Origin of the sequence: Galbitalea soli, assembly GCF_010686725.1 — a bacterium.
Lineage (GTDB): Bacteria > Actinomycetota > Actinomycetes > Actinomycetales > Microbacteriaceae > Galbitalea > Galbitalea soli.
Window position 1 is genome coordinate 102,617 of sequence record NZ_JAAGWZ010000004.1, and the last position, 17,962, is coordinate 120,578.

The 17,962-nt window shown below is 68.8% G+C and carries 14 protein-coding genes, 1 tRNA gene and 1 other RNA gene; 14 read left to right on the forward strand and 2 right to left on the reverse strand.

What is annotated here, in order from left to right:
* Nucleotides 1–62: 62 nt before the first annotated feature.
* Complete coding sequence (locus G3T37_RS12440) at nucleotides 63–950, reverse strand: helix-turn-helix transcriptional regulator (protein ID WP_163474222.1); 888 nt, start codon at nucleotides 948–950, stop codon at nucleotides 63–65.
* 100 nt (nucleotides 951–1,050) lie between these two features.
* Between G3T37_RS12440 and G3T37_RS12445 the strand changes: the two genes are divergently transcribed.
* Genes G3T37_RS12445 through G3T37_RS12460 form a run of 4 tightly spaced genes read left to right on the forward strand, consistent with a single transcriptional unit; the run spans nucleotide 1,051 to nucleotide 4,251 of the window.
* Entirely contained in the window at nucleotides 1,051–2,091 is a 1,041-nt protein-coding gene (locus G3T37_RS12445) for a zinc-dependent alcohol dehydrogenase family protein (protein ID WP_163474223.1), read from the forward strand.
* Complete coding sequence (locus G3T37_RS12450) at nucleotides 2,088–3,560, forward strand: MFS transporter (protein ID WP_163474224.1); 1,473 nt, start codon at nucleotides 2,088–2,090, stop codon at nucleotides 3,558–3,560. Before G3T37_RS12445 ends, G3T37_RS12450 begins: the two co-directional genes overlap by 4 nt.
* On the forward strand, nucleotides 3,557–3,880 hold the full coding sequence (locus G3T37_RS12455) for a carboxymuconolactone decarboxylase family protein (RefSeq protein ID WP_163474225.1): 324 nt from the start codon (nucleotides 3,557–3,559) through the stop codon (nucleotides 3,878–3,880). The genes G3T37_RS12450 and G3T37_RS12455 overlap by 4 nt, the downstream gene beginning before the upstream one ends.
* Entirely contained in the window at nucleotides 3,880–4,251 is a 372-nt protein-coding gene (locus tag G3T37_RS12460; RefSeq protein ID WP_241732426.1) for a DUF2255 family protein, read from the forward strand. The genes G3T37_RS12455 and G3T37_RS12460 overlap by 1 nt, the downstream gene beginning before the upstream one ends.
* A 192-nt stretch (nucleotides 4,252–4,443) precedes the next feature.
* Here the strand turns inward: G3T37_RS12460 and G3T37_RS12465 are convergent.
* Nucleotides 4,444–4,528, reverse strand: a tRNA-Ser gene (locus G3T37_RS12465).
* Nucleotides 4,529–4,625: 97 nt separating this feature from the next.
* On the opposite strand from G3T37_RS12465, the gene pta reads away from it, so the two are divergent.
* From pta to G3T37_RS12515, 10 genes are all read left to right on the forward strand, one after another.
* Nucleotides 4,626–6,719 (forward strand): phosphate acetyltransferase, encoded by a 2,094-nt coding sequence (gene pta, locus G3T37_RS12470; protein ID WP_163474227.1) that lies wholly within the window; start codon nucleotides 4,626–4,628, stop codon nucleotides 6,717–6,719.
* A complete protein-coding gene (locus G3T37_RS12475) occupies nucleotides 6,716–7,843 on the forward strand; it encodes an acetate/propionate family kinase (protein ID WP_163474228.1) in 1,128 nt (375 codons plus the stop codon). The genes pta and G3T37_RS12475 overlap by 4 nt, the downstream gene beginning before the upstream one ends.
* Nucleotides 7,844–7,896: 53 nt before the next feature.
* An RNA gene (ffs, locus tag G3T37_RS12480) (signal recognition particle sRNA small type) lies at nucleotides 7,897–7,993 on the forward strand.
* Nucleotides 7,994–8,111: 118 nt separating this feature from the next.
* Entirely contained in the window at nucleotides 8,112–10,418 is a 2,307-nt protein-coding gene (locus G3T37_RS12485) for a DNA polymerase III subunit gamma and tau (protein WP_163474229.1), read from the forward strand.
* 3 nt (nucleotides 10,419–10,421) lie between these two features.
* Nucleotides 10,422–11,021, forward strand: a complete 600-nt coding sequence (gene recR / locus G3T37_RS12490; RefSeq protein WP_163474230.1) for a recombination mediator RecR — start codon at nucleotides 10,422–10,424, stop codon at nucleotides 11,019–11,021.
* A gap of 81 nt (nucleotides 11,022–11,102) precedes the next feature.
* Nucleotides 11,103–12,371, forward strand: coding sequence for an aspartate kinase (locus G3T37_RS12495; protein ID WP_163474231.1), 1,269 nt, complete (start codon nucleotides 11,103–11,105; stop codon nucleotides 12,369–12,371).
* Nucleotides 12,368–13,417 carry an aspartate-semialdehyde dehydrogenase gene (locus G3T37_RS12500; RefSeq protein WP_163474232.1) on the forward strand — a complete coding sequence of 350 codons (1,050 nt, stop codon included), beginning with the start codon at nucleotides 12,368–12,370 and terminating at the stop codon, nucleotides 13,415–13,417. Before G3T37_RS12495 ends, G3T37_RS12500 begins: the two co-directional genes overlap by 4 nt.
* A gap of 130 nt (nucleotides 13,418–13,547) precedes the next feature.
* Entirely contained in the window at nucleotides 13,548–14,978 is a 1,431-nt protein-coding gene (locus G3T37_RS12505) for a malate:quinone oxidoreductase (RefSeq protein WP_194241637.1), read from the forward strand.
* A 54-nt stretch (nucleotides 14,979–15,032) separates the two neighbouring features.
* Nucleotides 15,033–16,859: a DUF4012 domain-containing protein gene (locus G3T37_RS12510; RefSeq protein WP_163474234.1), complete on the forward strand. Its 1,827-nt coding sequence runs from the start codon at nucleotides 15,033–15,035 to the stop codon at nucleotides 16,857–16,859.
* A gap of 51 nt (nucleotides 16,860–16,910) precedes the next feature.
* Nucleotides 16,911–17,945, forward strand: a complete 1,035-nt coding sequence (locus G3T37_RS12515) for an Rv2578c family radical SAM protein (RefSeq protein ID WP_163474235.1) — start codon at nucleotides 16,911–16,913, stop codon at nucleotides 17,943–17,945.
* The last annotated feature ends 17 nt before the right edge of the window (nucleotides 17,946–17,962 follow it).

Below are 17,962 nucleotides of genomic sequence, written 5' to 3' on the forward strand. Positions count from 1 at the left end.
GTCCCACGATCGCCGAGAACGTCCGCATCCTCGACTCCGAGCTGAGCCCCGAGGATGGAGAACTAACGCTCGCTGCGCTCAAACGACCCCGACGAACCGAGCGCAGCGTCCTGGGTCGCGGCCCAGCTGGCAAGAACCTTCAACCCGTCCTCCGACGGGGTGCCTGGTTCGGCCGTGTAGGTCGACAGCGTGAGGCCGGGATCGGCGGGAAGATCGAGTGCTTCGTAAACCAGATCCAAATCACCGACGACGGGGTGATGCATCAGTTTCACGCCTGACCGATGGTATCGCACATCGTGGGAGCCCCACAGGGTTCTGAACACATCCGACTGGGTCGACAGTTCGCCAACCAGCCCGCTGAGCCGCTTGTCGTAGGGGTTGCGCCCGGCCTCACCGCGCATCGTCGCGACAAGCTCGGCGACGACACGGTCCCAGTCGCGATAGAAGTCCTGCGCGGCCGGATTGAGGAACGCGAAGCGAGCACTGTTGGGTGCCGGCTCAGCGAAGACCGGCGCATAAAGGGCGCGTCCCATCGCGTTCGCGGCGACGTAGTCGAAGTAGTTGTTGCGGATGATCGCCGGCGCCTCAGTGATTGAGTTCAGGAGCCGTTGGATACTGGGGCGGATCGCGTCGGCGGACTTCCGAGGGCGCCTCGCGACAGGGGAACTGTTGGCGATCTTGGCCAGATCGTGAAGGTGTTCACGCTCTGCGTCGTCGAGATGCAGCGCTCCCGCGACGGCTTCGAGAACGCTGTCCGATACTCCAGCGAGGATTCCTCGCTCAAGTCGGTTGTAGTAATCCACCGACACTCCGGCGAGCATCGCCACTTCCTCGCGGCGAAGACCCGGCACGCGGCGGTGACCGCCGAACACCGGCAGCCCGGCGGCATCCGGGGTCAGTCGGGCGCGGCGAGAGCTGAGGAACTCGCGAACGTCTTCTGGGCCAGTCATTCCTTAACGGTACGGCCATCGGACATTCTGATGGGTGGTCTGCTGGTACACGGATAACCCGTCACTCCCAGCAGTCGGCGGGCAGCTGTGTGATGGATTCATGCGAGCCACATACATCTACGGCGCCGGCGACATTCGGGTCGAAACAGTCGCCGACCCCGAACTCCTCCTTCCTACCGACGCCATCGTGCGCGTCACCCGCGCCTGCATCTGTGGAAGCGACCTCCATCCGTATCACTCGAAGCCGGCATCCGAGCACGGCACCACCATCGGGCACGAGTTCATCGGAGTCGTCGAAGAGATCGGATCCGACGTTGCGACGCTGGGGGTGGGCGACTTCGTGATCGCCCCATTCGCATGGTCCGACGGCACCTGCGCGTTCTGCAGGGAAGGGCTTCAGACTTCGTGCGAGCAAGGTGGATTCTGGAACATGCCCGGGAAGCAGGTCGGCGGCGGACAGGCAGAGGCGGTCCGCGTTCCCCTCGCTGACGGCACCCTGGTGAAGGTTCCCGCCCCTGTCGATGAGGCGCTCTACCCATCGCTGCTTGCCCTCACCGATGTGTATGGCACGGGGTGGCACGCGGCCCTGCGGGCCGGGGTGAACGCATCCAAGACCATTGCCGTGATCGGCGACGGGGCAGTCGGCCTTATGGCCGTGCTCAGCGCGAAGCAGATGGGTGCCGAGCGCATCATCCTCATGGGCCGCCACGAGACGCGCACCAATCTGGGGCTCGAGTTCGGCGCAACCGACGTCGTCGCCGAACGCGGCGACGAGGGAATCCAGATGGTTCGCGAACTCACCGATGGATACGGGGTCCACGCGGTTCTCGAAGCCGTGGGAATGCTACCCGCCTACGAGCAGGCGCTCGGCATCGTCCGCCCCGGAGGAGTGATCAGCCGCGTCGGAGTTCCTCAGTACGAGGAAGGTCCCGTGGGATCGACGCTGTTCTTTCCGAACATCACCTTGACTGGTGGCCCAGCCCCGGTGCGCACCTACATCGAACAACTCCTCCCCGGCGTGCTCGACGGCACGGTGAACCCTGGCAAAGTGTTCGACCAGACCATAGACCTCGACCACACTCCCGAGGGCTACCGGGCGATGGACCAGCGCACTGCGTTGAAGGTCATGGTGACTCCATGACCGACACCGCGGCGCCGGTGCAGCACAAGGGCGCGATTCTGGCGATCATCCTGATCAGCTACTTCATGATCCTTCTCGACAACTCGGTCATTTTTACCGGGCTGCCGCAGCTGCGCGCCGACCTGCACCTGTCAGAGACCTCACTCGCGTGGGTGCAGGACGCGTACACCCTCGTGTTCGGCGGTCTGTTGCTCCTCGGTGCACGTGCCGGCGACCTGCTCGGCCGCAAGCGGGTCTTTGTCTTCGGCCTCGTGGTATTCGCAACCGCCTCATTTCTCATCGCGGTGCCGCCAGCCGCGTGGTGGGTGATCGCAGCTCGTGCCGTGCAGGGGGTCGGAGCCGCGATCGTCGCGCCATCAGCGCTGTCGTTGCTCACCGCAAGTTTTGACGGCAATGAACGCGCACGTGCTGTCGCCTGGTACGCGGCGATGGCGGGAATCGGCGCAAGCGCAGGAATGGTGATCGGTGGCGCTCTCGCCTCATGGATCTCCTGGCGTGTGGGATTCTTCGTTAACGTTCCGATCGGGATCGCGATGATCGTCCTGGCACCACGGTTCCTGCCGGAAACGAAGAAACTCGCGGGCCGATTCGATTTTCTCGGCGCCATCACTTCCACGGTCGGCGTTGGTTCGCTCGTCTACGCGATCCTGAACGCCGCCGAGCACGGATGGGCGACGATCGAGACAATCGTCGGACTCGCGGTCGCTTTCGCTGGGCTCGGGAGCTTTGTGATCACCGAGTCACGCGTGACCCAGCCGATTCTTCCGCTGCGTCTGTTCCACAGTCGAGAAAGGACCGGAGCCTACGTCGGCCGACTGCTCTACCTCGGCGCGATGATGGGATTCTTCTATTTCACGACGCAGTTCCTTCAAGGAGTCCTCGGATTCACACCGCTCCAGGCCGGCCTCGCATTTCTACCCATGACCGCAGTCAACTTCGCGGTCGCGATGGCCATCCCGCAGGTCACGCGACGAGTCGGACAAGCCACTTCTCTCGTGCTCGGAATCGCGTTGACGCTTGCGGGCATGATCTGGTTGAGCCACATCGGTTCGGGCAGCAGCTACCTCACCGGGGTGGCGCTTCCGATGGTTCTCATCGGTTCGGGCCAAGGCTTCACTTTCGCGCCCCTGACCGCGGCCGGAATCGCCGGAACCACCTCCGCCGACGCCGGCGCCGCCTCCGGAGCGGTGAACACCTTCCATCAGGTGGGCTCATCGCTCGGCCTGGGAGTGCTCGTCAGCCTTGCGGCCGTCGCACCCAGCGACGGCTCAGCACGAGCGGTCATCACCGCACAGGCCGAGGTCGCGCTGACCGGAGGCAGCGGATTGCTGCTCCTCGCGCTACTCGTCGCGGTCGCGCTCATCGTTCCGGGCATCCGCGCACGCAGCCGAACAGAATCGGTGGCCCAGACCCGAACCGCCCACAAGGAAGCGACAACGACTCGAATCGCAACATTGAAGGAATCATGACCCACACAACCGACCCCACCCCCATCCAGAAGATCGTCGGAGACTTCGCCCCGAAGATCGCTGAACTCACCGACGGCGTCCTGTTCGGCGACATCTGGGAACGCCCTGAGCTCTCGCCTCGGGACCGCAGTCTCATCACGATCGCCGCACTCGTCATGGGCGGGAACACCGAACAACTCAGTGGCCACCTGCAGCGCGGAATCGCGAACGGCCTCACCGAAGCAGAGATCGCGGAGGTCCTCACACACCTCGCGTTCTACGCGGGATGGCCCAAAGCGTTATCCGCTGTCACCGTCGCCAGAAAGGTCATCGAAGGCTAATGGTCTGGAGCGAGCAAGCTATCAATGCGATCGCGCGCAGCGACGAAGTGCGGATCAGTTCAGACCGTCCCGACGGCAGCGCTCGACCAGACGTCATCATCTGGGCAGTTGAATTCGATGGCGACATCTTCGTGCGCAGCGCCCGCGGCGCAACAAACGGATGGTTTCGCCGCGCCGTGACCAGCGGCAGCGGCCACATCACGGCTGGCACAAACACGACCGCTGTTCGATTCGTGGCGGCAGACGATGACGCACAAGCAGGGGTCGACGCTGCCTACCGCTCGAAATATGCGCGCTATCCGAGCATCGTTGACGGCATCACCGGGCCAGCAGTCTACGAGGTCACACTCCGCCTCGACCCCGTCGACTGACAAACCGGTTCCCAGCTGGAATCACGACGCCCGCCACTGAAGAGTCCGCCCGAGTTCTTCCCTGGCGACGCCTGACTCGAACCGTTCGTCACCCCGCGACGGGGACCGGCGGCATTGACAGCGCCGAGGCACCAGTCCGTCGTCACGACAGGGGAAGCCTGAAAACCGTGCACAATCTGGGCAAAAAATCGGCGGAGAATGGGGGATTCGAACCCCCGAGGGCTTTCACCCAACACGCTTTCCAAGCGTGCGCCATAGGCCACTAGGCGAATTCTCCTGGCGCATTCCGCGGCAGGTGGGCCGCAGAACCATAGAGAAGCTTAGCGGCTTAAGTCACTGCCGCCATTCGGTCGCGGGTGCCTAGGCTGGGTCACGTGCCCACCCGCATCTATCTGACCTCGGCCGAAGGCCACACCGGGAAGTCCACCGTCGCGCTGGGGGTGCTGGAGACGCTGGCGCGCGAGGCAGGGCGAGTCGGGGTGTTCCGCCCGATCGCGCGGTCGGTCATCCAGGCCGATTACGTGCTCGACATGCTGCTCGACCACGCGACCGCCGAGGTGCCCGCGGCGGACTGCGTCGGCGTCAGCTACGAGCGCGTGCACAGCGATCCGGAGGGGGCGCTGACCGACATCGTCGCGAGGTTCGCCGAGATGGAGCGGCAGTGCGACGCGGTGGTGATCCTCGGTTCCGACTACACAGACGTCGGCAGTCCCACCGAGCTGACCTTCAACGCCCGCATCGCCGCCAACCTGGGCGCGCCCGTGCTGCTCGTGCTGGGTGGGCGGGTGGCCGAGTCCGACGCCTCGCGCACCCCCGACGACATGCGCCAGATCGCCGAACTCACCTTCGCCGAGCTGCGCACCGCGCACGCCGGCCTGCTGGCGGTGATCGCCAATCGCGCCGATCCCGACTGCCTGCCCGAGATCATCGCCGCGATCACCTCGGTGGTGCCGGAGGCCGAGCACGAGATCCCGGTGTGGGCGATCCCGGAGGACCGCGTGCTCGTCGCCCCGACCGTCGCCGCCCTGCTGGAGGCGACGGATGCGCACCTGATCGCCGGCGACCCGGCCCTCATCGGTCGCGAGGCGCTCGGCGTCGTCGTGGCGGCGATGTCGATGGAGAACGTGCTGCCCCGACTCATCGAGGGGTCGGTCGTCGTGGTGCCCGGTGACCGCGCCGACGTGCTCGTGGGCACCCTGCTCGCGCACGCCTCCGGCACCTTCCCCTCCATCTCGGGCGTGATCCTCAATGGCGGCTTCGCGCTCTCGCCGCAGATCGAGCGCCTCATCGCGGGGCTCGATTCCACTCTGCCCATCGCGGCGAACGCGCTCGGCACCTTCGACACCGCGAAGCGCATCTCCCAGACTCGCGGCCGACTCGCCGCCGACTCGCCCCGCAAATACGACACCGCGCGCGCCCTCTTCGACACCCACGTCGACGCCGCCGAGTTGCTCAGCCTCCTCAAGGTCAACCCGTCGAGCGTGGTCACGCCGCTCATGTTCGAGTACGGCCTGCTCGAGCGGGCCCGCAGCTCCCAGCGGCACATCGTTCTCCCCGAGGGCACGGATGACCGCATCCTCCGTGCCGCCAGCACCCTCCTTCAGCGGGGGGTCGCGAAGCTCACGATCCTCGGCGACCCCTCGGCCGTCCGTGCGCGCGCAACCGAACTCGGACTCGATCTCTCCGCGGCGGAGGTCGTCGATCCCGTCACCTCTCCGCTGCGGGAACGGTTTGCGGAGGAGTACGCGAGGGTCCGCGCACACAAGGGAATCACGCTCGATCAGGCGAGCGACACCGTGACCGACGTCAGCTACTTCGGCACCATGATGGTGCACCTGGGGCTCGCCGACGGCATGGTGTCGGGCGCGCAGCACACCACGGCGCACACGATCCGGCCCGCCTTCGAGATCATCAAGACCCGCCCCGGTGTCTCGGTCGTGTCGAGCGTGTTCCTCATGGCGCTGGCCGACCGCGTGCTCGTGTACGGCGATTGCGCGGTCATCCCCGACCCGACGGCGGAGCAGCTGGCCGACATCGCGATCTCGTCGTCGGAGACCGCGATCCAGTTCGGGATCGAGCCGCGGGTGGCGATGCTGAGCTATTCGACCGGCGAGTCCGGCTCCGGCGCAGACGTCGACAAGGTGCGCGCGGCCACGGCCCTTGTGCGCGAGCGGCGTCCCGATCTCCTCGTGGAGGGGCCGATCCAGTACGACGCGGCCGCCGACCCCACCGTCGCGGCGGCGAAGATGCCGGGTTCGCAGGTGGCGGGCCGGGCGACCGTGTTCATCTTCCCCGACCTCAACACCGGCAACAACACCTATAAAGCAGTGCAGCGCAGCGCGGGAGCGGTCGCGATCGGACCGGTGCTGCAGGGCCTCAACAAGCCGATCAACGACCTGTCGCGCGGGGCACTCGTGGAGGACATCGTGAACACCGTCGCCATCACCGCGATCCAGGCCGCCTCGTGAGCACGGTCTTCGTGCTCAATTCGGGCTCCTCATCGCTCAAGTACCAGCTCATCGACGTCGAGACCGAGCGCTCCCTGGTGGGCGGGATGATCGAACGCATCGGCGAGCAGGGCTCCGGTGTCGCCGACCACGGTGAGGCGATGCGCCACGCACTCGCCGACCTCGGCACGGCCCACACGATCGATGCGGTGGGCCACCGCGTCGTGCATGGCGGCTCCGTCTTTCACGAGGCGACGCTCGTCACCCCCGAGGTGGACGCCCAGATCGATGAGCTGTCGGCGCTCGCGCCCCTGCACAATCCCGCCAATCTGCAGGGCATCCGCGCCGCGCAGGAGGTTCTCGCCGGCGTTCCGCAGGTCGCGGTCTTCGACACGGCCTTCCACCAGACCCTGCCCCCAGCCGCCTACACCTACGCGATCGACCGCGAGCTCGCCGCCGCGCACGGGGTCCGCCGCTACGGCTTCCACGGCACCTCGCACAAGTATGTGAGCGAGCAGGCCGCTCTCTTCCTTGGGCGTCCGCTCGCCGAGCTCAAGACGATCGTGCTGCACCTGGGCAACGGCGCATCCGTGTGCGCGGTGGATGGCGGGCGCTCGGTGGAGACGAGCATGGGGCTGACGCCGCTGGAGGGGCTCGTGATGGGCACGCGCTCCGGCGACGTGGACCCAGCGGTGCTCATCCACCTGCATCGCCAGGCGGGTCTCGATGTCGACCAGCTCGACGTGCTGCTCAATCGCCGCAGCGGTCTGCTGGGCCTCACGGGCAGCGGTGACATGCGCGACGTGCAGGAGCGCGCGGCCCAGGGCGACGAGGTCGCGGATGCCGCACTCGCCGTCTATCGTCACCGCATCCGGCGCTACCTCGGCGCGTACATCGCCCACCTCGGCGGCCTCGACGCGATCGTGTTCACGGCCGGCGTGGGGGAGAACAACGTGCTGCTGAGGAGGCGGGTCCTCGCGGGTCTCGAGTTCCTGGGCATCCACGTCGACGACGATCGCAACGAGCTGGCCTCGCGCGTGGCCCGTCGCATCTCGCCCGACGACTCGCCCGTCGCCGTGCTCGTGATCCCCACGAACGAGGAACTGGAGATCGCCCGGCAGACCGCCGCGCTCATCGCGCAGTGATCCAGTGGCGAGCACCGGGGCGCGCGCTCGCCGGGATTGCGGGTAAAGTTGTCGACGGCTCCTCGCGTGGCGCCATCCAGGCCAACTCCCCCAGGGCGGAAACGCAGCAAGGGTAACCGGGCTCTGGCGGGTGCGCGAGGGGTCCTTTTTCGTTCGGGCGTCGGTCTCCCGGATGCCCGGCTCCCGCACATCGCGCGCCGCCGCCCGTGCCCCGCCGCCCGCGGTCGCGGCCGCGTAGGGCGTCGGGGGTCCCGGCTATCCTTGACAAGTGGTCACAGCCCTCTACCGCCGGTATCGCCCGGAGACATTCGCCGAACTGATCGGCCAGTCCCAGGTGACCGATCCGCTGAGGACGGCACTGCGCACCGATCGCGTGAACCACGCCTACCTGTTCAGCGGGCCGAGGGGCTGTGGCAAGACGACCTCGGCGCGCATCCTCGCCCGCTGCCTCAACTGCGCGGAGGGTCCGACCGACACCCCGTGCGGGGTCTGCCCGAGTTGCGTGGAGCTGTCGCGCGATGGCGGTGGCTCGCTCGACGTGGTCGAGATCGATGCCGCAAGCCACAACGGCGTCGACGACGCGCGCGACCTTCGGGAGCGAGCGGTGTTCGCTCCGGCGCGCGACCGTTTCAAGATCTTCATTCTCGATGAGGCCCACATGGTCACGCCGCAGGGCTTCAACGCGCTGCTGAAGATCGTGGAGGAGCCGCCGGAGCACGTGAAGTTCATCTTCGCGACGACCGAGCCCGAGAAGGTCATCGGCACGATCCGCTCCCGCACCCACCACTACCCGTTCCGGCTCGTGCCTCCCGCCCAGATGCTCGAATACGTGCAGACCCTGTGCGAGAGCGAGGGCATCACGGTGGCCCCCGGCGTGCTCCCGCTCGTCGTGCGCGCGGGCGGCGGGTCGGTTCGCGACACGCTCTCCCTGCTCGACCAGCTCATGGCCGGGTCCGAAGACTCGCGCATCGAGTACGAGCGCGCGGTGGCCCTGCTGGGGTACACCCACGGCGCCCTGCTCGACGAGGTGGTCGACGCGATCGGTGCGCAGGATGCGGCGGCCGCGTTCACCGCGGTCGACCGGGTCATCCAGACCGGCCAGGATCCGCGGCGCTTCGTGGAGGATCTCCTCGAGAGACTCCGTGACCTCATCATCGTCGCGGCCACCGCCGACGGCGCGGCCGCGGTGCTCCGCGGTATCCCGCAGGACGAACTCGACCGCATGGCGCAGCAGTCGCACGCCTTCGGTGCCGCAGAGCTCTCGCGTGCCGCCGACGTGGTCAACGCCGCGCTCACCGAGATGACGGGCGCCACCTCGCCTCGACTGCACCTCGAACTCATGGTCGCGCGCGTGCTGGTGCCCGCGAGCGACGAGACCGAGCGCGGGGCACTCGCGCGCGTCGAGCGACTGGAGCGCCGAATCGGTGTCGAGTCGACGTCGACGGATGCCCGTCCCGCCGCTGCGCGCACCCCCGAGACCCGCGCCGCACCCCCGTCGCGCGTCGCGGCCCCGATCCCGCCCGCCGCCGCGACCGCCCCCACGGTTCCGACTCGGGCACCCGCCACCGCGGCCGCCGCACCCGCGTCCGCCGCGCCCGCCGCTGACGCGCCTTCCTCGTCGACGCCGCACGCCGAGTCGGCCCCGCCCACCGATTCGGCCCCGCCCGCCGAGTCGGCCGTGCCCGCTGAGTCGGCCCCGCCCGCCGCTTCGGCGGCGCCCGTCGCGCCCGCCGCCGACGGCCCGGTCACCCTCCAGCAGATGCGCGATGCGTGGCCCGAGATCCTCGAGAGCGTCAAGCGAGCGCGCCGCAGCGCCTGGATGGTCGTCTTCACCTCGCAGGCGCGCGCCCTTCAGGGTGACGTGCTCACGGTCACCTTCCCGAGCGAGAACGACGTCGCCAATTTCAAGCAGACGGTGACCTCGGGGGAGGGCGTGAGCGAGACCCTGCGCAAGGCCATCGTCGAGGTGCTGGGGCTCCGCGTGAAGTTCATCGCGCGCGTCGAGACCTCGCTGAGCTCGCCCGCCGCATCCGCGGCAGCGGCGGCTCCGGCAGGAGCCACACCGGCAGCGGCTCCGTCGCCGGCAGAGCGCATGCCAGCGCCCGCCGCCGCCGCGCGCCCTGCCGCCACGCCGCCCGCAGCAGCACCCGCGGCAGCCGCCCCCGCGCGAACCGCGCCCCGAGCGGCCACGCCTCCGCCATCGGTGCCGCTCCCGCCCGAGCCCGACGACTTCCCCGAACCCCTCGAACCCGATCTCGAGCCCGACCCGGGCGGATGGGCGGTCGCCACGATCCCCGCCTCGCCCCCCGCTCCGGCGACGAAGGCGCCCAGGCCTCCGGCGTCGACGGCGTCCACGCCACCCGCGTCGCAGGCACCCGCGTCGCAGGCACCCGCGTCGCAGGCACCCGCGTCAGAGGCGCCGGCATCGACGGCCTCCACGCCACCGGTGGCCCCGAGCGGGAAGGTCGCCCCTCCGAGCAAGCGCTACGGCGAGTCGGTCGTGCGCGAGATCCTCGGTGCGAACTTCATCGAGGAGCAGAAGATCACCCCGCGCGTCACCCCGAGAATCGACTGATCCATGTACGAAGGCATCATCCAGGAGCTCATCGACGAACTCGGTCGCCTCCCCGGCATCGGGCCCAAGTCGGCGCAGCGCATCGCCTTCCACATCCTGCAGACCGAGACCTTCGACGTGACCCACCTCGCGGAGGTGCTGCTCGAGGTGAAGGAGAAGGTCCGATTCTGCGAGATCTGCGGCAATGTCAGCGAGCAGGACACCTGCAACATCTGTCGTGACCCGCGTCGCTCGGCGACCACCATCTGCGTGGTCGAAGAAGCCAAAGACGTCGTCGCCATCGAGCGCACCCGCGAGTTCCGCGGGCTCTACCACGTGCTCGGCGGCGCGATCAGCCCCATCGACGGCATCGGCCCGGACGACCTGCGCATCCGCCAGCTGCTGCAGCGGCTCGCCGACGGCACGGTCACCGAGGTCATCATCGCCACCGACCCCAACCTCGAAGGCGAGGCCACCGCGACCTACCTCACGCGACTGCTCGTGCAGCCAGGACTCCGCGTCACCCGCCTCGCCTCGGGCCTGCCGGTCGGCGGCGACCTGGAGTACGCCGACGAGGTCACCCTGGGGCGGGCCTTCGAGGGCCGCCGGCTCGTCGAGCAGTAGCACCCGCGCCCGCCGCGTCAGAGCGCATGTTTCGGGCACATTACACTGAACTCCAAGATATCGACACCTCTGGAGTAGCGCGTGAGCCTGATCGTACAAAAGTACGGGGGATCCTCCGTCGCCGACGCTGAGAGCATCAAGCGCGTCGCGAAGCGGATCGTGGAGACCCGCAAAGCGGGCAACGAGGTCGTCGTCGTCGTCTCGGCGATGGGTGACACCACCGACGAGCTCATGGACCTCGCCAACGAGGTCGTCCCCATGCCCTCCGGCCGGGAGCTCGACATGCTGCTCACCGCGGGCGAGCGCATCTCAATGGCGCTCCTCGCGATGGCCATCAAGGGCCTGGGCGTCGAGGCCCGCAGCTACACCGGCAGCCAGGCGGGCATGCTGACGGATGCCCAGCACGGCTCCGCCCGCATCGTCGACGTGACCCCCGGCCGCGTCCGCGCCGCGCTCGACTCGGGTGCCGTCGCCATCGTCGCCGGCTTCCAGGGTTTCAATCGCGGCACCGGCGACATCACCACACTCGGTCGCGGCGGTTCCGACACCACCGCGGTCGCGCTCGCGGCGGCGCTCGACGCCGACGTGTGCGAGATCTACACCGACGTGGACGGCGTCTTCACGACCGACCCGCGCATGGTGCCCGCGGCCCGCAAGATCGACACGATCACGAGCGAGGAGATGCTCGAACTCGCCGCAGCGGGCGCGAAGGTGCTCTACATCCGGGCCGTGGAATACGCCCGCAGGCACGGGGTTACCCTTCATGTACGGTCGTCGTTCAACAACAACGAGGGCACCCTCGTCATCAATCCAGCAGACGGAGAAAGCAACGTGGAAGAGCCACTCATCGCGGGTGTCGCGGCCGACCTGAGCCAGGCGAAGATCACGGTCGTCGGCGTTCCGGACATCCCCGGCAAGGCCGCCCAGATCTTCACGACGGTCGCCCGCGCCGGTGCGAACATCGACATGATCGTGCAGAACGTCTCCGCCGCGGCGACCGGTCGCACCGACATCTCCTTCACGCTGCCCAAGACCGACGGCCCGGGAACCATCGCCGCGCTGGAGGCCGCGCGCGCGGACATCGCCTTCGAGACGCTCCAGTACGACGACCAGATCGGCAAGCTCTCGCTGGTCGGCGCCGGCATGCGCACCAACGCGGGCGTCTCGGCCCAGCTGTTCACGGCGCTGTTCGAGGCGGGCATCAACATCGAGATGATCTCGACGAGCGAGATCCGCATCTCGGTCGTCACCCGGGCCGACACGATCGCCGCCGCCGTGCGCGTCGTGCACACGGCGTTCGGGCTCGACAGCGAGGAGAAGGCAGTGGTTCACGGAGGAACGGGACGATGAGCGGTGTGAGGATCGGCGTCGTCGGCGCCACGGGTCAGGTGGGCGCCGTCGTGCGGCGACTGCTGGAGGAGCGCGACTTCCCGGTCGCCGAGATCCGCTACTTCGCCTCCGCGCGCAGCGCCGGCACGACCCTGCCGTGGCGCGGCCAGGACATCGTCGTCGAGGACGCCGAGACCGCCGACCCCACGGGGCTCGACATCGCGATCTTCTCCGCGGGAGCCACCATGTCGAAGGTGCAGGCCCCGCGGTTCGCTGCGGCCGGAGTGCTGGTCGTCGACAACTCCTCCGCGTGGCGGATGGACCCCGAGGTTCCGCTGGTCGTGAGCGAGGTCAACCCGCACGCGATGGACGCCGCCGTGAAGGGCATCATCGCCAACCCCAACTGCACCACCATGGCCGCGATGCCCGTGCTCAAGGTGCTGCACGAGGAGGCCGGTCTCGAGCGCCTCGTCGTCTCCACCTACCAGGCCGTCTCGGGCGCGGGCCTCAAGGGCGGCGTCGAACTGCTCGAGCAGGCGCGCGCCGCCGTCGAGCAGGATGCGATGGGTCTCGTCTCCGACGGCACCGCCGTCCAGTTCCCGGCCGCCACCGCCTTCCCCAAGACGATCGCGTTCGACGTGATCCCGCAGGCGGGCAACTTCGTCGACGACGGACTGTTCGAGACCGACGAGGAGAAGAAGCTCCGCAACGAGAGCCGCAAGATCCTCGAGCTGCCCGAGTTGCTCGTGAGCGGCATCTGCGTGCGGGTTCCCGTCTTCACCGGGCACTCCCTCGCGATCAACGCGGAGTTCGCGTCCGCGCTCTCCGTCGCGCGGGCGAAGGAGCTCCTCGCGGACGCACCCGGAGTCGCGCTCGTCGATGTGCCGACGCCGCTCGAGGCCGCGGGTCAGGACCCGAGCTACGTGGGCCGCATCCGCCAGGATGAGGGCGTCCCCGGGGGCCGCGGACTCGCGCTCTTCGTCAGCAACGACAACCTGCGCAAGGGTGCCGCGCTCAACGCCGTGCAGATCGCGGAGCTCGCCGCGGCGAAGCTCGTCGCCGCGTGACCACCGGCACGGATCGCGCGCCGCGATGGCGGGACCGTTCACTGCTGGTTAACGGCATTCGGTCCCTTCCTGCGGATAAACTCTAGGGGTGAGTACACCCATCGACGTCGCCCTCATCGGTGGCGGCATCATGAGCGCGACACTGGGCACCCTGCTGAAGCAGCTGGAGCCGAGCTGGGACATCAAGATCTTCGAGACGCTGGGCGCCGTCGCCCTCGAGAGCTCGAACCCGTGGAACAACGCCGGCACCGGCCACTCGGCCCTGTGCGAGTTGAACTACACGCCGGAGAGAGCCGATGGCAGCATCGACATCTCGAGCGCCGTGAAGGTCAACGAGCAGTTCCAGGTGTCCCGCCAGTTCTGGGCCCACCTCCTCGAGGTCGGTGCCCTTCCCGATCCGAGCGCCTTCATCAACTCCACCCCGCACATGAGCTTCGTCTGGGGCGAGGCGAATGTGGAGTACCTGCGCAAGCGCTACGAGGCGCTCAAGGATCATCCTCTCTTCGCGGGGATGGAGTACAGCGAAGACGCGGCGCAGATCCGCGCCTGGACCCCGCTGCTGATCCCGGGCCGCGCTAAGAGCCAGCCGATCGCCGCCACCTACATCGCCGCGGGCACGGACGTCGACTTCGGCGCGCTCACGCGTCTCCTCATGCGCTACCTCACGAGCAACGGCGCCGAGCTGCGACTCGAGCAGCGCGTGACGGGGCTGCGCCGGCAGCGCGACGGGCTCTGGCGCATCTCCACGCGCCAGATGGTCGGGAACAACCCCGAGGTGTTCAGCGCGAAGTTCGTCTTCGTCGGGGCCGGCGGCAACGCGCTCAACCTCCTGCAGAAGTCGGGGATCAAGGAGATCCGCGGATTCGGTGGATTCCCGGTGAGCGGCGAGTTCCTCCGCACCGACAACCCGGCGCTCGTCGCCAAGCACCACGCGAAGGTCTACGGCAAGGCCGCCGTCGGCTCGCCGCCCATGTCGGTGCCGCACCTCGACACCCGCGTGGTGGACGGCTCCGCGAGCCTCATGTTCGGGCCGTACGCCGGGTTCAGCCCCAAGTTCCTCAAGAGCGGCTCGTGGTTCGACCTCTTCAAGTCGATCCGCTGGCACAACCTCATCCCCATGATCGCCGCGGGCGCGAGCAACCTGAGCCTCGTCGGCTACCTCGTCGGCCAGCTGGCCGCGAGCAAGCAGACCAAGTTCGAGGCGCTCCGCGAATTCTTCCCGGGCGCCGATCCCAAAGACTGGTACAAGATCACGGCCGGTCAGCGGGTGCAGGTCATCAAGAAGGATCCGAAGAAGGGCGGTGTGCTCCAGTTCGGTACCGAGGTGGTCGCCGCCGCCGACGGGTCCATCGCGGGGCTGCTCGGCGCCTCCCCGGGAGCGTCCACCGCGGTTCCCATCATGCTCGGCCTCATCGAGAAGTGCTTCCCCGACCGACTCGCGGAGTGGACGCCGCGCCTGCGGGCCATGGTGCCGAGCCTCGGCGCCCAGCTGTCGGATGACCCCGCCACCGCCGCGGCCACCCTCGGCAGCACGGCGAAGGTCCTGCAGCTCCAGCACTGAAGCACTGACGCCCCGGCTGGGACCCGCAGCCGGCACCGACCCGAAGGTGACGCCATGACGACCGACCCGACACCGCCGTCCGACGATCCCTTCGCCGGCCTGGGCGAGGCCGGGGAGCGGCCCCCGCGCCGTCGGCGTCGCCGCCGACTGCTGTTCTGGTTGATCCCCGTCGTGGTCATCCTCGCCCTCGCGGGGGCGGCCTTCTGGGTCGGCAGCCGTGCGCTGCAGGCGAAGGACCTCCTCACCGGCGCCCAGCCGGTGGCCCACCGGATCGAGGCCGCGGCGCTCAGCGGCGACACCGCGGCGATCCAGTCAGACCTCGCCGACCTCACCGCCCGCGCTCACAAGGCCGCCTCGCTCACCTCGGATCCAGTGTGGCGCGCCGCCGAGATCGTGCCCGTCGTCGGCGCCAACCTCACCGCGGTCCGGAAGGCGGCCGCTCTCGTGAAAGATGTCGCCGACAGCGCCGTGACCCCCCTCGCCACGACGGCCGCCACGGTCAACCTCCACACCCTCGTACCGAGCAAGGGCGGAATCGACGTCGCCGCCCTCGCGAAGGCGTCGGCGACGCTCGATTCCGCGCGCGTCGCGCTCGATCGCGCCGCGGCCTCGGCCGCCACGATCAGCACGGCGGGCACCCTCCCCGAGGTGAAGTCCGCGGTCGGCAAGCTCGTGACGCTCGTGACGACCACGAGTCGGACGGTCGATTCGCTCTCGACGGCGGCGCGCATCCTGCCGCCGATGCTGGGCATCGACGGTCCGCGCAACTATCTGCTGCTCTCGCTCAACAACTCGCAGCTGCGGTCGGCGGGCGGCATTCCGGGGGCTTTCGCGGTCATCACCGCCGACAAGGGGAGGATCATCCTCGGGCCGCGCTCCTCGGCCGCCGCCCTCGGAAAGTGGTCGTCGCCGGTCGTTCCGCTCTCGGCCGCGGAGAAGACCCTGTTCGGCGACACGGTCGCCGAGCGGCTTCAGAACGTGGTGACCAACCCCGACTTCACGCGGAGTTCGCAGATCGCAGCGACCATGTGGAAGCAGGCGTCCGGCGAGACCGTCGACGGCGTGATCTCGCTCGACCCGGTCGCCCTGGGCTACATCTTGAAGGCGACGGGCCCGGTGAAGGCCGCCGGTGGCATCACCCTCACCTCGCAGAACGCCGCGACCATCCTGTTGAGCAAGGTCTACGCGCTCATCCCCGACACCGCCAAGCAGGACGTGTTCTTCGCCGACGCGACCCAGCGCATCTTCCGCGCGGTGACGAGCGGCAAGGCGCACCCGAAGGCGCTGCTCACGGCCCTCCAGACCGCGATGGAGGAGAACCGCATCCACGTCTGGAGCGCCCACGCCGACGAGCAGAAGACGCTCGCGACCACCCCGCTCGTGGGCACCCTGCCCGTGTCGACCGCAACGGCCTCCGCCTACGGCGTCTACCTCAACGACGGCACCGGCGCGAAGATGGACTTCTACCTGCGGTCTGCCGTCACGCCGAGCTGCCCGAGTGCCGGGCGGCAGGTCATCACCGTGCGTCTCAGCTCGGTGGCCCCGAAGGATGCCGCGACGAGCCTGCCCCCGTACGTGACCGCGCACGGCTACTTCGGCACGCCGGCGGGGTCCATCGCCACCATGGTCTACGTCTACGCGCCGCCCGGTTTCACGGGGCGCGGCATCACCGTGAACGGCAGGGCCGTGCATCCGCTCGCGGCGACGCACGAGGGCCACGCCGTGCTCGGCTTCCGTGTGACACTCGCGCCGGGGGCGCACAACGACCTCGCCTTCAGCTTCACGGCGCCCGCGGCAGCTGCCGCCGGCATCACGGTGACGCACACGCCGATGGTCGTCGCGGCGACGGTGCGCCCGGTGCAGGGCGGTTGCGGGAGCTGACGCGCCGGGCATCCGCTTGACTGTTCATCGAACGCGTGTTCGAATGTCACCATGCGATGGGATGACCAGGCCCTGACGGCCGAGGAGACGGGAACGCTGCCCGGCCTCGCCCGACTCAGCAACCTGGTGCGGTCGGTGCGCACCCCCGAGTTCGCCGGGATCACCTTCCACGAGGTGCTCGCCAAGTCCGCGCTCAACAAGGTGCCGACCGCGAGCGGCATGCCCTTCGGCTGGACCATCAACCCCTACCGGGGCTGCAGCCACGCCTGCGTCTACTGCTTCGCGCGCAACACCCACAGCTATCTCGATCTCGATGCCGGCGCCGACTTCGACAGCCAGATCATCGTGAAGGTCAACGTCGCCGAGGTCCTGGGTCGGGAGCTCGCAAAGCCCAGCTGGGGGAGACACCCGGTCGCGTTGGGCACGAACACCGACCCCTACCAGCGGGCCGAGGGGCGGTACGGGCTCATGCCCGGGATCATCGACGCGCTGGCGGCGAGAGGAACGCCGTTCAGCATCCTCACCAAGGGCACGCTCCTCAGGCGCGACCTCGATCGTCTCGCGGCGGCGAACGAGCGGGTGCCCGTCGACCTCTCGATGTCGATCGCCGTCTACGACGATGCGCTGCAGCAGAGCGTCGAGCCCGGCACCCCCACGACCGCAGCCCGCCTGGCGACCGTCGCGGCGGCCAGGGAACACGGATTGCCGGTCACGGTGTTCCTCATGCCGATCCTGCCCTACCTCACCGATACGCGGGCGCATCTCGACACGGCGCTCGCCGCGGCGGCCGCTGCTGGAGCGAGCGGGGTGCTGCACTCCGCGCTGCATCTGCGGCCGGGCGTCAAGGAGTGGTTCATGCAGTGGCTCGCGCGCACGCACCCCGAGCTCCTGCCGCGCTACGAGGCGATGTACGCCCGGAGCGCCTACGCGCCGAAGGACTACCGGGTGTGGCTGGCGGCGAAGATCCGGCCGCTGCTGCGCGCACACGGCCTTCGCGCCGGCGTCGAGGATCCGGCGACCGGCACCGTGCAGTCGCGCGCGCTGCGCCCCGCTCAGGCGATCGGTCCCGAGCTGACGCTGTTCTGAGCCGTGCGGCCCGGCGG